Consider the following 19496-nt stretch of genomic DNA (forward strand, 5'->3'; position numbering starts at 1 on the left):
AGTAAAAAAAATGCCTCCAAATTTGTGAGGCATTTTTTATTTATAGTGCTTTATTTTTTTCAACTATCCCATTAAAAGCCAATTTAAAAATCAAAACTACTGTTTAAAGTTGGAAAATGTTTATTTTTGATAAAATAAAATAAGTTTTATGGTGCAAAAATTATTTTTCAACTCCAAATTTACATTTTCTGCCTACTTAACAGCGATGCTCTTTTTTTTTATTTCTATAAAGAGTAATGCGCAGTGTGCTGGTATTGATAATAGTATTACTATTTGTGATATTACAAATAACAGCAATAAAAATGTGGACTTGAATTTGTTATTAGGAATACATACAGCGGGAGGTACTTGGACTGATGATGATAATTCGGGAGGCCTTGACACTGCTACTGGTATATTAAATGCACAGCAGGTATTCAGGAGCGGAATTTATCATTATACTTATAAAATTGATGGAATTACTGGATGTACCGATAATGAATCCGTAATAGAAGTCACAATTGGCGGTTATGCGGGAGTCCCAGGTCCTAATAATTCAATCTGTAGTTCAGATAAATCGTATAGCTTATTCCAGGTTTTTCAAGGAATACCTGTTTTAGCGCCACAAAGCGGCGGTACTTGGAGTGATTTGGATAATTCGGGGGGGCTAAATACTGTAACTGGTGTTTTAAATGCTTCTGTTCCTATTCCCTATAATACATATAGTTATAAATACACGATCAATGCCATTGGAACCTGTGCCGAAACATCAGCTCAAGTTTCAGTGTCAATTTATCGTTCTCCGGAGCCAGGTATCGCAAGCGGCTTGCAATTGTGCTCAAATCAGGTTGGGGCGTATACAAATTTAGATTTATTTACCAGACTGAGTGGAGCTGATGCAGATGGAATATGGTCAGAATCTGGCACTTCTGAATTAAGCAGCCCAACTGACTCTACCATTGATATCCAAAATATTTATAATACAAAAGGACCAGGGGTCTACCGTTTTACTTATACTGTAAGTCCGCCAAAAGATGATAGAGTGTGCTCTGATCAGTCATCAACTGTAATTATATCAATAGGAGAACAGCTCGATTTTACTGGCGCCACATTATCTGTAAATCCTGATGGCGTATGTGAGAACGAAATGTCTACCACAACCTATACTGGTATTTTAAGACAAGGTATCAAAGCGATAGCGAATGGAAATTACAGAGTGAGCTATACAATTGCCGGCGTAGGATCATTTACTACTTTCCAAAATTTCAATAATGGAGTTTTACTTTTCCCTATTGATTCTTCAAATTTTACACTAGTAAAAGATTATACCATAAGAGTAAACAATGTTACATTAGTTTCCAGTCCCGTGTTTTGTTCGAGTATTGTTGGTACAATTCAAGATATATTACATATTTCTCCGAGTCCAAAAATCGACAATGCCACACTTACGATTGATCCTGTTTGTCAGGGTTCAGATGCTATCGTACAATTTTCTGGCACATCTAACCTTTCAGATGGCAATTATGATATTATTTATAATTTGAGCGGCAGTAATACTTTAAACGGAATACCAGCTACAATGAATGTAATAGGCGGCTTGTCATCTTTTACTATTCCATCTTTTTATATTTCCAGAACAGGAACTTCCTCAGTGTCCATTACTAAAATTACAAATCTTACTACCACTTGCAGTAATATATCAACTCTTAAAAGTGATTTTATCGTTAACCCAGCATTAGATATAAACAATTTGGCAATTGCAGTTAACAATATCTGTTTAAATCAACCAGCAAATGTAAATTTAACTGGTTTGGGTTTATTAACTTCTATTGATGTGACCTACAATCTTTCAGGTAGTAATAATGTTGGCAGTAAAATAGTTTCTTTAACCGCTGTATCTGGTCAAGGTACCTTTTCTGTTCCTGCCAGTGATATTCCAAATACAGGTCTAACTACTCTTGCAATTACCAACATTACCAATACTATTACAGGATGTACATTTGCAATAAATAACAAGAGTGCTAATTTTACAGTTATTTCACCTCCAGCAATTCCCGTGGCCGCAGACCAGCCTTTCTGTACAAGTGAAAACGCAACTGTCGCCAATTTAGTCCCAAACGGAAATCAATACCAATGGTTTGATACAGCAGCAAGCACGGTTCCGCTGACAAACACGACACCTTTGCTTACTGGTGATTATTTTGTAAAACAAATAAATCCTGTGACTGGTTGTGAATCAGGATTAAAAATGGTAAATATAACTATTAACACTACACCTCAAATTGATACTGCCAGATTATCAGTTGCTACAACTTGCCAGTCCTACAATGTAACAGTTTTATTAGGCGGCAGTTCAAATCTTACTAATGGTAATTATACTATTCTTTATGATTTAACTGGAGACAATACAGGTGCAGATATCTATGCTGTTCTTACTGTAGTGAGCGGAATAGGGGTGTTTTCAATTCCTGCAGCATTAGTCCCAAATGCAGGTTCAACAACCGTTTCAATAACCAAAATTACTAATCCAACTACTAACTGTTCAAATACTGTAAACTTAAACAAATCCTTCACTACAAATCCTTTACCTGACATCAGCAATATGTCAGTAAACATAAACAACGTCTGTCAAAATCAGCCTGCATTTGTAGAAATAACCGGATTAGGAACATTGTCTACAATTAATATTAATTTTTCGTTATCAGGAGCCAATACTTTAAACATAAAAACCATGTCATTGAATGTCGTATCTGGGCAGACCAATTTTGAAATTCCGAATACAGATATACCGAATGCCGGGGTGACGACTTTTAACATGACGAATATCACCAATACTCAAAATGGCTGTCCGATATTTATCGATCATAAAACTGATTTTAAAGTAAATGGTCCTCCGGATATTTCTTCAATTGCTATCGTTATAAATGACGGGTGTCCTAATCAGCCTTTAAATGTTGCTATTTCAGGACTTGGTTCTTTAACAGATGTTATATTAAGTTATGCTGTGTCGGGTACCAATGTAATTAGTACACAAACTGTCCAGTTGGAAGTAACAGGAGGGAATGCAAATTTTTCAATACCCGGAAGCTCACTACTTTTAGCCGGTACAAACACATTGTCGCTATCAAATCTAGTAGATTTTTCAACTTCCTGTTATACAATAATCAATTCAATTTCTCAAAATTTTGATATACTGCCTCTTCCAAGTAATCCAGCAGCAAATAGTCAAGGTTTTTGCAAAGAAAACGCATCAACAGTGGCTGATTTATTTCCAAACGGAGCTCAATACAAATGGTATGATTCAGCTGGCAGCACAACACCTTTATTGCCAACAACACTTTTGGTAGCTGGAATTTACTATTTAACAGAAGTAAATCCCACAACAGGATGCGAATCACACCCAACTGAAGTAAGTGTTCAGATAAACAGTATGCCAACGCCAACATTAGAAACTGATGGAGGAAATTTTTGCGGAGCAGATAAACCGACAATACAAAATTTATCCAGCAAAACTAATTATACTGGTGATTTGACTTGGTACAACGCACCTGTTAATGGAACGGCACTTGCTAACTCTGATTTCCTTACCGAGGGAACAACATATTATGGAATTGATTATAACTCAATTACTAAATGTACCTCTGAACCAGTAGAAGCCACTGTAACATTATTTTCCTGTAATGTTAACCCAGACGGCTTAAAAATTCCAGATGGCTTTTCGCCAAATGGTGACGGGGTTAATGATACATTTAAAATATTAGATATCGAATATCTGTTTCCAAATTTCACTATAGAAATATTCAATCGATACGGAAATATAATGTTTAAAGGAAATGTCAACAAACCAGATTGGGATGGAAAAAATTCTAATTCAAGTTTCATAAGTGGTGATGCAGGGACTGGTGTATATTTTTACATTATCAATTATAATAAAGACAACTTTTCTCCAAGACAGGGACAGCTTTATTTGAACCGATAATCTTTTTTTACTACTAAATTTATTCAAAATGAAGAAATTAATACTTCTTGTGTTTTTTTTCCTTTCTATACTAAAGGCAAGCGCTCAGCAGGAGCCTCATTTTACACAGTATATGAGTAATATGAGCGTGATAAATCCTGCTTATGCTACAGCTTCACCATCAATCCTTAATTTAGGAACATTATATCGCTACCAATGGGCTGGAATTAAAGGTGCTCCAAAAACAATAACCTTATTTGCTCATACGCCTATTAACGACAAAATAGAAACTGGATTCTCATTAGTTTCAGATGATATTGGTGATGGAGTTAAAAAGCAAACCAATCTGTTTGCTGATTTTGCGTACGTTCTTCAGCTGGATGAAAACCAGAAACTTTCCTTTGGGGTAAAAGCGGGATTCTCTACAATTAGCACGAACTTTAATGGCTTTGAACTAAATGATCCCCGACCTGATTTAGCATTTGAAAGTACAAATGAAACTGTACCCAATATCGGGATAGGAGCCTATTACTTTACTGATAATTATTATGTCGGACTGTCAGTTCCCAACATACTTACTACAGAACATTCAGGATCATCGAATGGTCAAATTAATTCTTTTGGAACTCATAGAGTTCATGGCTATTTAACAGGAGGTTATGTTTTTGATATTAATGAAGCTTTTAAACTGAAACCAGCTGCCATGGCCATATTCGTAGAAGGTGCACCAGTTTCTGTAGATTTAACTGCAAACGTACTTTATAATGAAAAGTTTGAACTTGGCGCTGCGTATCGTTTTGGCGATGCTGTTAGTGTCTTAATGAATGTAAATGTAACTCCAAATTTTAGAGTTGGATACTCCTATGACTATACTACTTCTAATCTAAGCCAGTTTAATTCAGGTTCACATGAGATAGTATTATTGTATAACTTGGATTTGTTAGGAAAAGGATATAATAAATCGCCTAGATTCTTCTAAAAAAGTAAAAATGAAAAGAATATATATACTCCTTATTGTATTTACAATCCAGTTTGCACAAGCCCAGCAGCAGGATCTGCTGAGAGCGAACCGTTTGTTCGACAAAACGTATTATAGCGAAGCCATTCCATTGTATGAAATAATCAGCCTGAAAAACCAAAGTGCAGATGTCATTAAAAACTTAGGAGACTGCTATTATTATACTAATCAATACGACAAAGCCCATGCACAGTATTCGCTGTTAATCCAAAGTAAAAACAAAGAGCTTAATGAAGACTTTTATTTCAAATATGCAGAAACATTAAAAGCTAAAGGAAAATATACCGAAGCCAATACTGTCCTGCAGAATTATTATCAGGCTTCAAATAACAGTGCAGCAATAGAAAAATTAGAAAAGGAAATCAAAAACTTAAGTAATGTCAATGCAATCGGAGAAAGATTTGAAATTGTAAACCTAGCACTGAATACTGCAAATTCAGAATTTGGCGGTGTAGTTCTGGGCGATAATTTAATTTTTGCTGCTGTAAAAAAGAAACCTAATTTGTTTGACAAAACCTATAGATGGAACAATGAAGGCTATCTAAATTTAGTCAGTATTCCATTGAAAAATAGAAATGCAAAGGATTCTATTGTTACTTATTTTTCAAAAGAATTAAAATCACCAATGCATGAATCCAATGCTGTTTTCACCAAAGACGGCAAAACGATGTATTTTACCCGAAACAATTACAGTAACGGAAAGCGGGGCAAGGATTCAAACAAGGTATCAAACATTCAGATTTTTAGAGCCGAATTACTGAATGACAAGTGGACAAATATAACATCACTGCCATTCAATAGTCCCGGTTATTCGGTAGAACATCCAGCTTTGAGTCCTGATGAGAAAACATTATATTTTGCTTCGGATATGCCTGGTACAAAAGGTTCTTTTGATATTTTTAGTGTTTCTGTTGATGGTTTAACGTACGGCCTGCCAATCAATTTGGGAGAAAATGTAAACACTTCAAAAAGAGAGCAGTTTCCATTTGTATCAAATGATAATAAACTGTATTTTTCTTCTAATGGACGAGAATCGTATGGAGGTCTGGATATTTTTGTTTCAGATATTCAAAATACTACTTTTTCTAAGGCTTCGAATGTCGGACTGCCGGTAAACTCTGGTTATGATGACTTTGCCTTTTATATTGATTCTGATACTAAAGAAGGTTATTTTTCCTCGGACAGACCAGGCGGAAAAGGTAAAGATGATATTTATTCTCTGAAAGAAACCAAAGAACTGCTTATCGAAGACTGCAAGCAATATATAGCGGGAATTATTACTGATGTGGATTCACATCTTGCTTTAGAAAATGCTGTGGTAATTTTAAAAAACAGCGCCAATCAAGAAGTTGGAAAAGCAATAACTGCAGCTGATGGAAAATTTAGTTTTTCTGCTGCATGCGAATCGAAATATTTACTATTGGTGTCCAAAGAAAATTATACACAGAACTCTAAATCATTGACTATTTCAAAAGAAAGAAATAAATCCAATGATGGTTCTATGGAAATCAGATCTCAGGAAATAATCAAAAGAGAAGAACAGTTAGCTGCAGATAAATTAAAAGCAGCCGAATTAGTGGCTCTTGAACAAAAAAGAAAAGCAGATGAAAATGCTTTAAAGCAAAAGAAAAAAGAGGATGCAATTGCACTTGAATCCAAAAAAGTGGCTGAATTAGCTGCAATTCAGCAATTAAAAGCCGATAAATTAATTGCTGATAAAAAACAAAAAGAAGCAGCAGAAGCGAGGAAAAAAGAAAGAACTGCTGCTATAGTTGCTGCTGAGAAAGATGTTATAAAAGACAAAGACCGATTAATCATAAAAACTGATCCAATCTATTTTGATTACAACATGTGGTACATACGAAAAGAATCTAAAAAAATTCTAAACCGTGTAGTCGAGTTGATGAACAAATATCCAGAAATGGTAGTAGAAATTGGTTCTCATACAGATAACCGCGGGAATGCAAAATTCAACGAGAATCTTTCGCAGAAAAGAGCCGATGCCACGAGAAATTACATTTTAGAACAAGGAATCCCGAAAGACAGAATTCAAGCCAAAGGATACGGAGAATCAGTGCCAATTGTAAAATGTATTCCTGATGATTCTTGTGATGAAGAACAGCATGAACTAAACAGAAGAAGCGAGTTTGTAATAAAGAATCTATAAAAGCCACATCAATTACAATAAAAAAAAATCCTAATTCAAGTGAATTAGGATTTTTTATATCTGCCAAAGAAATGCATAAAATAATAATTATTTCATGGCAAGTAATTTTGTTTCTTCTGGGGTATAAGAATCAACAATAGTATAAGTTCTAATTTTCACAATCGCCATTTCATCTAAAATATCTACAAGATTTTTAAAACTGCAATTCTTTGTTGGTTTTATAATAACAATAGCTCCTCTATCTGGCATGCCCATTTCAGCAGAATAATTAAGTATTTCAGTTTGTTTGGTTATTAGTTCTTTACGAATTCCATTGATACCATATTTAAATTCTTTAGGTGCAACATCTGAATAACCTAAAATTCCTGAGTAAGTTACAATTCTATTATTTTTATCAAGTAAAACTGTTATAATCCTATCATCCATTCCCGCGCCACAACTAATAACTCCATCCCAAATAGGATCTTTCTCAGGCAAACTTAAATCCATAATTTTTGGCTTTGATAATTCACCAACCAGCATAAAAAATATAATCAGCAGAAATGAAACACTGACCATAGCGGTTAAGTCAACTCTTGTGCTTAATTTTTTACTTCTAATTTTTCTGTTGATTTCCATAATCTGATAGTTTTTAGAATGAGTAAATTATTCAAATTTCCTTAATTTAAATTTAATACTTATTTTGTTAATTAATTCAGATAATGATAACAATTTAAAACTAAGGAATAAAAAAACTCCCAATTCTAAATTTAAGAATTGGGAGTTTAAATTTTCAATTGTAAAATTTTATCTCAAACTAGCTCCAAGCTCAGTTTCAAAATTCTTTTGCAGTTTATTCATAATTTTATCAATCTGAGTATCTTCAAGAGTTTTGGTAGTATCCTGAATAATAAAACTCAGTGCATATGATTTTTTGCCTTCAGGTAAATTCTGACCTTCGTATACATCAAATAAATTAATATTTTTCAACAACGATTTTTCAGTTTGTCTGGCAATGGTATAAATAGTATCATAAGTTATTTCTTGATCCACCAACAGAGCCAAATCTCTGCGGACTTCAGGATATTTCGGTATTTCAGTATATTTAATTTTGCTGGACATCGCTTTCAAAACATTTGCCCAATTAAAATCAGCATATAAAACTTCCTGTTTGATTCCGAAATGTTTCAAAACCGATTTCTTTACAACACCAAATTCAACTAAAGATGAACTTCCTTGCCCAAGTGCAATACCTTCGGAAAACACATCTGAAGAAACAGCTATACTTTTAGCATTAACAATTCCTAATCTCGAAAGTATGGCTTCAACATATCCTTTAAACAAAAAGAAATCAGAAGGTTTTTGAGCATTTGTCCAATTTTCTTGGTTTCTGTTACCAGTCTGAAACAATGTTAAATGCTTGATTTCCTCGTATCCTGAAAGGAATTTATGGTATGATTTTCCGAATTCAAATAATTTCAAATCCGAATTCTTACGGTTAATATTATAGGATATTGCTTCCAGTCCTGAGAATAATAAAGACTGACGCATTGTCGCCAAATCACTGCTCAGTGGGTTTAACATTGTTACATTATAATCCTCTTTCAAAGTCTCCGAAAGCTGTACATATGAAGCAGTAGTCAATGAATTGGCCATCATCTCATTAAATCCTTGAGAATTCAATTGACCTGCAACAGTATTTTGTACTTTATAATCCTCGTTTCTTGGAGAATTAGAAACTGTAGCGTTTAATTTTTTGGAGAATACAATGTTATTATATCCATAAACTCTCAGAATTTCCTCGATGACATCAATTTCTCTCTGCACATCAACACGATAAGCAGGAATTGTTAATCCCAAACCAGCATCAGAAACACTATTAACTTTAATTTCCAAAGAAGCTAAAATCTGCTTGATGGTATCTTTTGGCAGTTCCTGACCAATAATTCTAGAAACATTTTGGAAATTCAAAAACACAGGAAAATCTTCAATTTTCTTTTGATAGATATCAACAATATCTGAAGTGATTTCTCCGCCTGCAACTTCTTGTATCAATAAAGCAGCTCTTTTTAGCGCATACTCAGTAATTGTAGGATCAATTCCTCTTTCGAATCTAAAGGAAGCATCAGTATTCAATTGATGTCTTTTGGCGGATTTACGGATACTTACAGGATTAAAATAAGCACTTTCTAAGAAAATAGAAGTCGTTACCTCAGTAACACCTGATTTTTTTCCTCCAAAAACACCTGCAATACACAAAGGCCCTTTTTCGTCACAGATCATTAAATCTTCTTCGTGCAAAGTTCTTTCGACATCATCTAATGTTACAAACTTAGTTCCGGCTGGAAGTGTCTGTACCAAAATCTTTCCATTAATTTTAGCAGCATCAAAAGCATGCAGAGGCTGTCCTAAATCATGCAATACATAATTCGTTACGTCTACAATATTATTTTTTGGATTAATTCCAATAGCTTTCAGTCTGTTTTTAAGCCATTCTGGAGATTCCTTTACAGTAAGTCCAGAAATAGTAACACCGCAATATCTTGGAGCAAGCTGAATATCTTTTACATCAACATCTATTTTCAAAGTTCTTTTATCAACTCTAAAATTGCTCACAGCAGGAGTAATCAATTCGACATTAATTCCTGTCTGAATTAACCCAGCTCTCAAATCACGTGCTGTACCTAAATGGCTCATGGCATCGGCACGGTTAGGCGTCAATCCAATTTCAAAAACTTCGTCATTTTCTATTTTAAAAACAGTAGAAGCTAATGTTCCTGCAGGAATTGATTCATCTAATACCATAATTCCGTCATGACTTTCGCCCAGACCTAATTCATCTTCGGCACAAATCATTCCGTGGCTTTCCTGTCCGCGGATTTTTCCTTTTTTTATGGTAAATGGATTTCCTTCTTTGTCATACAAAACGGTTCCGATGGTCGCTACTGCCACTTTTTGTCCAGCATCAACATTACTCGCACCGCACACAATCTGTAGTGGAATACCGTCTCCAAGATCTACAGTTGTTATTTTTAAACGATCGGCATCCGGGTGCTGTACACAAGTTAATACATGACCCACAACAATACCTTCTAATCCTCCTTTTACAGATTGATATTTCTCAACAATTTCGACTTCAAGCCCCAAATCAGTAAGTAATGCTGATGTTTCCTCGGATTTCCAATCTATTTTAATGAACTGTTTTAACCAGTTATAAGATATTTTCATTTGTAGCTGTTTATTATTTTTTATAGGCCGAATGTAATTCTTAAATCATTATTTGGTCTAAACACCAATATAAATTACACTCATTTAATGTTTTGTTTTTTCAAGAATGCAAATATAATCAATGTTTCTTGAGGGTCAAAGTCAGTAAGCATCAAAAATTAATTCAAATTCAATAAAATTGTATGCTTTTTAAATTAGCTCTTCAATGTGTTTTTTAATATTTTCGGCTATTTTTTTCGTAGGAAGGTCATTATCATCGTAGCCAAACGGCTCTTCAATTTCTTCCGAAATCAATTCGATGCTAGCCAATACATAAAAAATAAAAGACACTACAGGAATAACATAATAACCCAATTTAAAAACATAAGCATAAGGTAATGTTAAAACAAAAAGGAATATGAATTTTTTAATAAAAGTACTGTAAGAATAGGGGATTGGGGTGTTTTTTATACGTTCACAGGCACCGCAAATATCAGTAAAGGACTGAATTTCATTATTTAAAATAATCAATTGATCGCCGGTTATTTTATGAGAAACGTACAAATCATTAATTTTTTGAAACAGCATTTTGGCAATTTGATTGGGTCTGTGTTTATGATGATTTATAGCCAAATCGACATCATCAAACAACAGCATGCTTGTTTCTTCATCTTTCAAGTGTTTGTTAAGCATGGAAGCGTAACTAGGAATCAGTTTTCTAAAATAAACCAGATCTTTCTCGTCTTTCAGTATTACCGAAAGTTTAATAGCAAGATTACGGCTGTTGTTAACTAAAGCTCCCCACGTTTTTCGGCCTTCCCACCAGCGGTCATAAGCAGAATTAATTCGATAAGCTAACAATAAAGAGATTACAAAACCTAAAGTGGTATGAATCACCGAAAGATTTTTTACATGGCTGTTTTCTTCTAAATGAAAATATTCAATTTCTAAATACGCTATAATCCCTGAATAGGCAGCTATCATCAGCAGAAAAGGAAATAATGCTCGAAAAGAATCCGATCTATGAAAACGAAAAATGTAGGCAAGCCAAACCCTAGGATTGTATGGTATCATTCTGTTATTTTTGAAACCAAAAGTAATTAAAAATTAAGATTACCTGCTAACTCTCTCAAAGTTATTTCAGATAATTTTGCCTGAAACTGCGCACTGCTCAATCTAATTTTAGAATTGATGAAATTTAATTGTGCCGCTCTGAATTCTACGGAAGTGATGGTTCCTATTTTAAATTTTTCGGCAGTAATTTCAATGTTTTGCTTTGCAATAGCCGTGTTGCTGACTTCCAGATCAATCAAATCTAAATTCGTCAAATAGACTTGATATGCGACTATCAGATTACTTCTTAACTGAATCAATTGCTGATCTATTGCCAGTTTTGAATTGTCAATCTGCATTTTGGCAATTTTTTCATTTCTGTTTTGTGCATCGCCGTCAAAAAGATTCAAAGAAGCAGAAAATCCATAATTTAAACCGCGTGAAGAAGACTGAGAAGTAAAACCAAGACTAGACTGTGAGTCGCTAAAATTATATCCTGTATTCAATTTAACAGTAGGGTAGCGGTCTCCTTTAATTTGTTTCAATTCTAATTCGGCTACTTTTTTATTGATAAGCTGCATTTCCAGTTCGGGATTTTGTTTTTCAGCTAATGCAATTAAATCGTCCAGCTGTAATTTTCGATCCACATTAATTTTATCCGAAACTATAAAATCTGTTTTCAAGTCTCTAGCCAAAATCTGATTCAAAAGAGTTTTTGCATTAGCATAAGCCTGTTTTTCTTTAACCAAGTTTCCAAGATCGGTATTTAAATCTACCTGTGCGTTTAAAACATCAAGTTTAGAGTTTTTCCCAATAGTGTAGCGGTTTTGGGTAAATTCGAGCCTTTTTTTGGAAATAACAATTGTCGAATCCAAATCGGATAATTTTTGCTGTTCCTGTATCAAATCATAATACACATTATTTACACTGCTTACTTTATTAAGAATAGTCAATTTCAATTCGGCATCGCTCAAGTTTTGCAATTCCTTCAATTGATCGTATCTGGCAAACATCCGCATTCCGTCAAAAATCGTCCAATCCAAAGAAACACCGTAATTCAGACTATTGTTTTTGGCATTATCCAATGATGTTGTCGTTCCGTCCTGCCGTGTCTGCGAAGAGTTTTGAATACTATTGTTATCTGTCACAGAAGCTGCTAAACTAGGCAGCATCCCGGCATTACCAATGGCTACATTAGTTTCTTCAATCTTTAAATTATTTTTGGCGATTTTAATTTCAAAATTGTTTTCTAAAGCTATTTTTATCGCGTCTTCAAGGGTTAATACTTCCTGTGCACTCATTTTTGCGATGCAGAATAAAAATAAAACCAGACTTTTTATTATATTTTTAGTTTTCATATTTTCAATCATTTGCTATCAATTCTTTTTAGAGCAATTCATAGCTTAACTATTTTATTAAAAATTTAGAATCTACGATTTACTGTCTCTTTCATATTCATCTATATGATCAAATTCAGGATAATGTTTTCTAGCTTTAGACCACATCAAATAAATCGCAGGTATAACGAAAAGAGTTAATGCCAAAGAAAAAATTGTTCCTCCTACAATAACAACCCCCATTCCAATTCTGCTAGTAGAGGCAGCCCCAAGCGACATAGCAATTGGCAATGCTCCCAAAGCAATTGCTAAACTCGTCATCAAAATAGGTCGAAGACGCGCTTCAGAAGCTTCTAGAATAGCTTCTAATTTTGGTTTACCCTGTTCACGTAACTGATTAGCAAATTCTACTATCAAAATTCCATTTTTGGTTACCAGACCAATAAGCATTACAGTCCCAATTTGGCTGAAAATATTCCATGTCTGATTGAACAGCCAAAGAGAGAATAAAGCTCCTGCAACTGCCATTGGCACAGTCAAAATAATAATGAACGGATCTATAAAACTTTCAAACTGCGCGGCAAGAATCAGGAAAATTAATAATAAAGCCAGTCCAAAAGCAAATGAAGTATTCGAGCTGCTTTCAACAAAATCACGAGATTCGCCGCTTAAATCAGTAGTAAAAGTTTCGTCAAGAACTTTAGACTTAATTTCATCCATAGCCTGTATTCCATCGCTGATGCTTTTACCCGGCGCTAAACCAGCCGAAACAGTAGCAGACATATATCTATTATTATGAAATAACTGCGGCGGATTACTCTGTTCCTCAACATTGACCACATTGTCCATCTGAATTAGTTCTCCTTTATTATTTTTTACAAACATTGAAGTTAAATCCAAAGGTTTGGAGCGGTCTTTTTGATCAAATTGTCCAATAACCTGATACTGCTTTCCGTTTTTTATAAAGTAACCAAAGCGCTGACCGCTTAACGAAAGTTGCAGTGTCTGAGCTATATCAATAATAGAAATTCCTAAACTTTCGGCTTTGGCACGATCGATACTTACATTTATTTCGGGTTTATTAAATTTTAAATTGACATCAGTAACCGAGAAAACATCGCTTTTACCAACTTCATCCATAAAAACAGGAATCTTCTCTCTTAGTTTTTCAAAAGTCGGAGCCTGAATAATATACTGAATTGGTAAGCCACCACGTCTGTTTACTGCAATTGTAGGCTGCTGCATTACAGATGTTTTAGCATCTGGATATTTACCTGTCCATTTAGACAATTGATCAGCAATATCTTTTTGAGATTTTTCTCTCTCATTCGGTTCTACCAATGAAAGTCTAATAAAACCTGTATTGGCCGCCGAAGAACCAAAACCCGGTGCTGTAACAACTAAACTTACTTTTTTCTCAGGAATGGAATCGTCTACCAATTTGGATATTTCCTGCATAAAACGATCTGTATATTCATAAGAAGAACCTTCTGGAGTTGCCATTCGCATTGTAACCGAACTACGATCGTCATAAGGAGCTGTTTCCTTTGGAAGTATCGTAAAAAACAAATAGATTAGTCCAAAACAAACGATTAATATTGGAAAACTCAGCCATTTTTTATTCATGAAATTTTTCAGTGATTCAGCATAACCGCTGTTTAATTTTTCGAAAAACGGTTCAGTCCTAACATAGAATTTTGATTTTTTTTGTTCGCCGCCTTTCATTAAATAGGCATTCAACATTGGTGTTAAAGTCAGAGAGACGAAAGCCGAAATTAAAACAGCTGCTCCAATTACGACACCAAATTCCCGAAACAACCTTCCTACGAAACCTTCAAGGAAAATTACAGGCAAAAACACAGCAGCTAAGGTTACCGAAATCGAAATTACGGCATAGAAAATTTCATTAGAGCCTTTGATAGCAGCTTCAATAGGAGACATTCCTTCTTCAACTTTTTTGAAGATATTTTCGGTGACTACAATTCCGTCATCTACCACTAAACCAGTTGCCAATACAATTGCTAAAAGTGTTAATACATTTATCGAAAAACCAAAAAGCCACATGATGAAAAAAGTAGCAATCAATGAAACCGGAATATCAATTAAAGGCCTGAAAGCAATTGCCCAGTCTCTAAAAAACAAATAAATAATAATAATTACTAAAAGAATTGAAATCCCTAAAGTTTCAGCCACTTCAAGTACCGATTTTTTTACAAAAATAGTATTATCCAATGCTATGTTAAGTTTGATATCTTTTGGTAAGTCTTTTTTTAAGGCTTCATATTTTTTGTAAAATTCTTTTGAAATATCCAAATAATTGGCTCCAGGCATTGGCACAATAGCCAGACCAATCATCGGAAGTCCTGATTGTGTCAATTGCGTTTCGATAACTTCGGGACCTAAACTAGCTCTGCCGACATCACTTAAACGAACGATTTTATCGCCGTCTGTACGAATGATAATATTATTAAATTCATCTGGTTTAGATAAATTTCCAATCGTTTTTACAGTAAGCTCGGTGTTGTTTCCTGTCAGTTTTCCTGATGGTAATTCGACATTTTGTGCATTCAAGGCAGTACGGACATCCGAAACGGTACAATTATATGCACTAAGTTTTACGGGGTCAATCCATAAACGCATCGCATATCTTTTTTGTCCCCAAATCTGAACACCGCTTACTCCTGGAATAGTTTCTAATCGCTGTGAAATAACATTCTCGGCATAATCACTTAGTTCCAGAGAGCTTCTAGTATCACTTTGAACGGTCATCGAAATGATAGATTCACTGTCAGCATCTGCTTTAGAAACAACAGGCGGTGCATCAATATCCTGAGGCAGATTTCGGACAGCCTGCGAAACTTTGTCCCGAACGTCATTAGCTGCACTTTCAAGATCTTTGTCCAAATTAAATTCGATTGTAATATTACTGCTTCCCTGATTGCTCGAAGATGTAATATTTCGAATTCCATCTATTGCATTTACAGCTTTTTCTAGAGGTTCTGTGATCTGCGATTCAATAATATCGGCGTTGGCTCCGGTATAATTTGTTCTGATAGAAACCTGCGCTGGATCAATAGAAGGGAATTCACGAACACCCAAAAAAGTAAAACCAAGGAACCCAAATAAAATAATTAAAAGGTTCAGTACTATGGTTAAAACAGGTCTTCTTATACTTGTAGTTGATAAACTCATTGAGATTGCAGATTTTTGATTTTAAACTTTTTGATTTTAGATTTCTTAATACACTAATCATTAAACTTAAAAATCTATTTTACTTTCACTTTTATTGGAGCTTCATTTTTTAATGACATAACGCCACCTGTTATCAAGGTATCTCCAACTTTTAATCCCGAAAGAATTAAAATTGAGGAATCAGTTCTTGTTGTGGCTTCTACCATAACTTCTTTGGCTTTACCCATATTCGAAATAAAGACTTTTTTACCATTCTGTACAGGAATAATCGCCTCAGAGGGGATAACTATTGCGTCCTTGATAATATCCAACGGTAATTTTACATCAGCAAAAGTTCCAGGAAAAAGTTTTCCGTCAATATTATCTGCAATGGCTCGAACCTGTAGAGTACGTGTCGCGACTTCAATTTCAGGTTCAATGGCGTATATTTTTGCATTGTATACCTTTGTAGAACCAGATACAGCAAAGTCAATTACAGAGCCTGATTTTACTTCAGCAGCGTATTTCTCTGGAATAGAAAATGTGATTTTTAATTTTCCTGTATTTACTAATTTAGAAACCACAACCGCTGGTGTAATATAAGTTCCCGGAGAAATAGAACGCAGTCCAATTTTACCTGAAAAAGGAGCTTTAACAGCTGTTTTTGAAATTTGGGCTTTAATTAATTGTGTCTGCGCCTGAGTAGATTTATAGTCGGCTCTTGAAATATCATATTCTTCCTGACTGATGGCCTCTTTTTCGAGCAGTAATTTGGCTCTTCTTGCATTTTCAGCCGCCAAACCTTCTTTGGTTACAGCCTGCTGCAGCTGTGCTCTAAGTTCAATATCATTAACTTTGAATAAAACCTGGCCTTTTTGCACCATCGACCCTTCGGTAAAATAAATACCTTCTACAATCCCCGAAACTTCGCTGTGAATTTCTATCTGCTCATTTGCTTCAATAGAACCTGAAAGTGACAGATTATTGTCAAACGTTGCAGCACGAACTACAATTCCGGTTACAGTTGTTGGTTTATTTTTTTCGTCCTTGCCTTTTGCACCATCACTTTTGGCACTATTCGACTTAATTCTATAACCAATAAATCCAATAAAAGCGAGTATTAATAAGGCATAGACAATATTTTTTATTTTCATGAGTAAGAGATAAATAAATTCGACAATTTCGGGCAGTTAATGAAAAGCAAATTTAGGTTTTAGTATTGTTAAAATTCAGAATGTTAATTATTATTTAACGTTTGTACATACAAATATTAAATTTAATATAAAAAAACAACTAAATAAATAAGACTTTGAAAAATAAAAAAGGTTTAAAGGGAAAAATAAAATTTTTTATATTTTTTCAAAAGAAAAGGACAAAGCATCAGAATCTTAACGGTTTACTAACTTATATAATTCCAAATATTTTTCTTTTTAGTCAATTCTATAAAAACAGCTTTGAGAATAGCGTTTTCAGGTTTCTGCATAGGAGCATCGTCTTTCAGAATTTTAATCGCATAATTACGTGCCAAAAGTAAAATTTCTTTATCCTTGACAATATCAGCAATCTGAAGATTGAGTACTCCGCTTTGCTGGGTTCCCATCAAATCACCTGGGCCACGGAGTTTTAAATCAACCTCGGCAATCTCGAAACCATCATTGGTACTCACCATGGTTTCCATACGTGTTTTGCTGTCGCTTGATAATTTAAAAGAAGTCATCAAAATACAATAACTCTGGTCAGCACCACGACCGACACGGCCTCTCAATTGGTGCAGTTGCGAAAGCCCGAAACGTTCTGCACTCTCAATAATCATTACACTGGCATTCGGTACATTTACACCAACTTCGATAACCGTTGTAGCGACCATAATATTGGTTTTTCCTTCGGAGAAACGCTTCATTTCTTCGTCTTTGTCTGCGGGTTTCATTTTTCCGTGAAGAATCGACACTGAATATTGCGGCAACGGAAAATCACGGGCGATACTTTCATAGCCATCCATTAAATCTTTATAATCCATTTTTTCAGATTCCTGAATTAAAGGATAAACGATGTAAATCTGGCGTCCTTTGGCAATTTCATCCCGAATGAATTTCCAGACTTTTAATCGATTCGAATCATAGCGATGTACAGTTTGGATTGGCTTTCTGCCAGGAGGCAGTTCATCAATCACTGAAATATCAAGGTCTCCATACAAACTCATCGCAAGAGTTCGGGGAATAGGAGTGGCCGTCATTACCAAAATATGGGGCGGGATTGTGTTTTTCTTCCACAATTTGGATCGCTGTTCGACACCAAAACGATGCTGTTCGTCAATAACTGCCAAACCTAAATTTTGGAATTTTACTTTATCTTCCAATAAGGCATGCGTACCAATGAGTATCTGCAAAGTTCCGTTTTCCAGTTCTTCATGGATGATTCTTCGGGCAGCAATTTTGGTAGAGCCAGTGAGTATTTTTATATTGATGTTTAAAGATTTTGCCAATTCTGACAAGCCTATAAAATGCTGATTGGCCAAAATTTCGGTCGGAGCCATCAAACAGGCCTGAAAACCGTTATCCATTGCCAGCAGCATGCTCATAAAGGCAACAATAGTTTTTCCAGAGCCCACATCTCCCTGCAGCAAACGATTCATTTGGGCATTACTGCCCATATCGATTCTTATTTCTTTGATTACTCTTTTTTGGGCATTTGTAAGTTCGAAGGGAAGATGATTTTGATAAAATTCATTAAAAAATTCACCTACTTTAGAAAAAGGATGCCCTTTAATTTTATGTTTCTGAATCAGATTCTTCGTTATCAATTGCAGCTGAATAAAGAACAGTTCTTCAAATTTTAACCGAAATTGAGCTTTCTTCAAAATTTCGGCACTCTTTGGAAAATGTATATTGAATAAAGCAGCATTTTTAGGAATCAGCTTTAATTCATCTGTTAGATATGAAGGCAGTGTTTCGCTAAATAATGCCTGTGTCTCATGAAACAACTGCTGCATCATTTTATTCACCACTCTATTTGTAATGCCTCGATTAGCCAATGTTTCAGTCGAAGGATAAACTGGCTGCATTGCCGAGCGAAGGCTTTTTTGATGTTCGCTCAATAGTTCAATTTCAGGATGCGCCATACTGAATTGACTTCCGTATTGGGCGCATTTGCCAAAAATAACAATGACTTCATTAATTTTTAGACTTTCTTTAATCCATTTGTGTCCTTGAAACCAGTTAAGATCCATTTGTCCTGTATCATCTACAAATGTCGCCACCAATCGTTTTTGGTTTTTACCAAATTCGACAGTTTTGATATTAATGATTTTACCAATAATCTGCACTTCGGCAATATTGTTCTGCAGTTCATTAATCTTATAATAACGGGTACGGTCAATATATCTATTCGGAAAAAAATTAACCAAATCGCCGTATTTAAAAATTCCCAATTCCTTACGCAGCAACGCACCACGTGTGGGACCGACGCCTTTGAGGTATTCTATGGGAGTTTCTAGGAGATTATTAGACATTTGATTTTACCTTACAGAATTTAGATACGAGAGTATATTCTCTTTGTTCTATTTTCTATTTTCTTTTAAAAAAGCGAAGATAGCTGTTTGTTTGTAAATTTGGAAATGGGTTTGTTTTG

General features: G+C 34.7%; 10 protein-coding genes. 3 read left to right on the forward strand and 7 right to left on the reverse strand.

Annotation, left to right across the window (positions count from 1 at the left end):
* Positions 1 to 148: 148 nt before the first annotated feature.
* From C8P67_RS14225 to C8P67_RS14235, 3 genes are read left to right on the forward strand one after another with little or no spacing between them, the layout of a single operon-like run.
* Positions 149 to 3958 (forward strand): gliding motility-associated C-terminal domain-containing protein, encoded by a 3810-nt coding sequence (locus C8P67_RS14225; protein WP_115813834.1) that lies wholly within the window; start codon positions 149 to 151, stop codon positions 3956 to 3958.
* Between the two features lie 28 nt (positions 3959 to 3986).
* Entirely contained in the window at positions 3987 to 4916 is a 930-nt protein-coding gene (locus C8P67_RS14230; protein WP_115813835.1) for a PorP/SprF family type IX secretion system membrane protein, read from the forward strand.
* Between the two features lie 10 nt (positions 4917 to 4926).
* The gene (locus C8P67_RS14235; protein ID WP_115813836.1) at positions 4927 to 7122 is read left to right on the forward strand and encodes an OmpA family protein; all 2196 of its coding nucleotides are present in this window, start codon (positions 4927 to 4929) and stop codon (positions 7120 to 7122) included.
* Positions 7123 to 7209: 87 nt separating this feature from the next.
* Here the strand turns inward: C8P67_RS14235 and C8P67_RS14240 are convergent, their stop codons facing one another.
* From C8P67_RS14240 to recG, 7 genes are all read right to left on the reverse strand, one after another.
* Positions 7210 to 7740 carry an ExbD/TolR family protein gene (locus tag C8P67_RS14240; RefSeq protein ID WP_170141471.1) on the reverse strand — a complete coding sequence of 177 codons (531 nt, stop codon included), beginning with the start codon at positions 7738 to 7740 and terminating at the stop codon, positions 7210 to 7212.
* Between the two features lie 168 nt (positions 7741 to 7908).
* A complete protein-coding gene (gene pheT / locus C8P67_RS14245; protein ID WP_115813838.1) occupies positions 7909 to 10329 on the reverse strand; it encodes a phenylalanine--tRNA ligase subunit beta in 2421 nt (806 codons plus the stop codon).
* Positions 10330 to 10518: 189 nt separating this feature from the next.
* On the reverse strand, positions 10519 to 11382 hold the full coding sequence (locus tag C8P67_RS14250) for a bestrophin family protein (RefSeq protein WP_115813839.1): 864 nt from the start codon (positions 11380 to 11382) through the stop codon (positions 10519 to 10521).
* Positions 11383 to 11408: 26 nt separating this feature from the next.
* Positions 11409 to 12719, reverse strand: coding sequence for a TolC family protein (locus tag C8P67_RS14255; RefSeq protein ID WP_115813965.1), 1311 nt, complete (start codon positions 12717 to 12719; stop codon positions 11409 to 11411).
* 72 nt (positions 12720 to 12791) lie between these two features.
* Complete coding sequence (locus C8P67_RS14260; RefSeq protein WP_115813840.1) at positions 12792 to 15890, reverse strand: efflux RND transporter permease subunit; 3099 nt, start codon at positions 15888 to 15890, stop codon at positions 12792 to 12794.
* A 74-nt stretch (positions 15891 to 15964) separates the two neighbouring features.
* A complete protein-coding gene (locus C8P67_RS14265; RefSeq protein WP_115813841.1) occupies positions 15965 to 17023 on the reverse strand; it encodes an efflux RND transporter periplasmic adaptor subunit in 1059 nt (352 codons plus the stop codon).
* 245 nt (positions 17024 to 17268) lie between these two features.
* Entirely contained in the window at positions 17269 to 19377 is a 2109-nt protein-coding gene (recG, locus tag C8P67_RS14270; protein WP_115813842.1) for an ATP-dependent DNA helicase RecG, read from the reverse strand.
* Positions 19378 to 19496 lie beyond the last annotated feature (119 nt).

This window comes from Flavobacterium aquicola (assembly GCF_003385115.1).
Classification (GTDB): Bacteria; Bacteroidota; Bacteroidia; order Flavobacteriales; family Flavobacteriaceae; genus Flavobacterium; species Flavobacterium aquicola.

What these genes read in the sequence shown, in the direction of transcription:
- C8P67_RS14225 (WP_115813834.1), top strand. Translation starts at nt 149, where the DNA reads ATGGTGCAAAAATTATTTTTCAACTCCAAATTTACATTTTCTGCCTAC.
- C8P67_RS14230 (WP_115813835.1), top strand. Translation starts at nt 3,987, where the DNA reads ATGAAGAAATTAATACTTCTTGTGTTTTTTTTCCTTTCTATACTAAAG.
- C8P67_RS14235 (WP_115813836.1), top strand. Translation starts at nt 4,927, where the DNA reads ATGAAAAGAATATATATACTCCTTATTGTATTTACAATCCAGTTTGCA.
- C8P67_RS14240 (WP_170141471.1), bottom strand. Translation starts at nt 7,740, where the DNA reads ATGGAAATCAACAGAAAAATTAGAAGTAAAAAATTAAGCACAAGAGTT.
- pheT (WP_115813838.1), bottom strand. Translation starts at nt 10,329, where the DNA reads ATGAAAATATCTTATAACTGGTTAAAACAGTTCATTAAAATAGATTGG.
- C8P67_RS14250 (WP_115813839.1), bottom strand. Translation starts at nt 11,382, where the DNA reads ATGATACCATACAATCCTAGGGTTTGGCTTGCCTACATTTTTCGTTTT.
- C8P67_RS14255 (WP_115813965.1), bottom strand. Translation starts at nt 12,719, where the DNA reads ATGAAAACTAAAAATATAATAAAAAGTCTGGTTTTATTTTTATTCTGC.
- C8P67_RS14260 (WP_115813840.1), bottom strand. Translation starts at nt 15,890, where the DNA reads ATGAGTTTATCAACTACAAGTATAAGAAGACCTGTTTTAACCATAGTA.
- C8P67_RS14265 (WP_115813841.1), bottom strand. Translation starts at nt 17,023, where the DNA reads ATGAAAATAAAAAATATTGTCTATGCCTTATTAATACTCGCTTTTATT.
- recG (WP_115813842.1), bottom strand. Translation starts at nt 19,377, where the DNA reads ATGTCTAATAATCTCCTAGAAACTCCCATAGAATACCTCAAAGGCGTC.